This window comes from Moorena sp. SIO3I6 (genome assembly GCF_010672095.1).
Genome location: NZ_JAAHHU010001354.1, coordinates 1 through 1,396, shown reverse-complemented (window position 1 = coordinate 1,396; position 1,396 = coordinate 1). Strand labels below are relative to the sequence as shown.

Here is a 1,396-nt window from a genome sequence, read left to right as displayed (position 1 = left end):
TGGGACTTTAGCAAAAATCAAGCCCAAATCAAGCCTAAACTCGCTTTATATCTTAAAAATACGTCCATATTTTCCTGCAGCCAACATACAAAACGGTAAGATATGGCACTCCGAAATGCCTCCAAAGTCTCAGTAAATGTCTTTAAAGGTTTTGTTGCCCATCGCCTTCGCAATCCCCCAGTGAGTTGATGCCAAAGAATAAAAGTATAGGCACACATCACCAATATAAAATGCCTCATTAGACTGCGTTTGTGTCGAACTTGATATTCTTTGAGTCCCAACCAACCCTTAGCTTCTCTATAAAATACTTCCACCCAATTTCTTTGAGAATAAGTCTCGACTACCCATAATGGAGTCACTATATTTGCTTCGACATTAGTCAAAAAATAGTCAATATCTGTGGCTTCACTAAAAGTCGGTTGATTCATGACGATTGCCAGACTTCTTTTTCCACTCAGACGAGAGACTTCCACTTCCATTGTGGCGACCCATAGAGTTTTTGACTTATTGAGATTGAGCTGCAATTCAGTGAAAGCCCCATCTGGTAAGCTTTGGGCTAACTCATCGACACGAACGGTTTCCCCATAATTATCCGAGTTTTCTACGGTCACTTTTCGTTCGCGTAGCGTGCGCCAAAAGCGCATTTTTTGCAATTCCTCCTAAATACTTAAGTTTTCGATTTTCTAGCTCAAACAGAAAAGATGTATTGTTTCCATATCCAGCATCAATGAGGACAATTCCTGGATGATACCCTCGATTTAATGTCCGGTCAATTAAGTTTAAGGCCAGCTCTGGTTTTTTGAGGAATTCCGGGTCTTCTTTTCCTTGAGGCAATGAAAAACCATGTTGATATAACTCAATATCCAATGGCAGACTTTTTCGACCATCATACAGATGGGTTGTTACCAGGACTATCCCATTATCAGTTTTACCAATTTCTCCGATGTATTGCCTTCCCACTCCATGGGTAAAATTCCCGCTCTTTCGGTGTCCACTGTCGTCTACAATCAGTGAGAAGCCACGAGAGATTTTCGTCTGACGACAGCTATTCATCACTTGTAATCGGCGTTCGTTGATGTCAATTTCACGACCGTTTGCCCGAACCGCAAAATGCCGTAAGCTATGGTAAGACACATCTACAGCGTCAGCCGCTAGTTGAGATAGGTTTTTTCTTTCACTTTCTCCCAATAATCCCCCCAGATAGTGTCTAAACTCCTTTCTTTGAGCTTTGGTTTTGAAGATATCATCAAAACGCTGACACCATCTTTCAAAGCAGGGGGGCATTGCTGTGGAAACGGTTTCTTTCATCGGATTGAGTGGAGAAGAATACGAACCTAAAAAGCATACTCTATATAGAGTAGCACGATTTTTGTTTATAATTTGCGCTAAAGTCCCA

The 1,396-nt window shown here is 41.3% G+C and carries 1 pseudogene; it reads right to left on the bottom strand.

Annotated elements, in window-relative coordinates:
- Positions 1-17: 17 nt before the first annotated feature.
- A pseudogene (locus F6K49_RS49275) lies at positions 18-1,308 on the bottom strand (IS701 family transposase).
- Positions 1,309-1,396 lie beyond the last annotated feature (88 nt).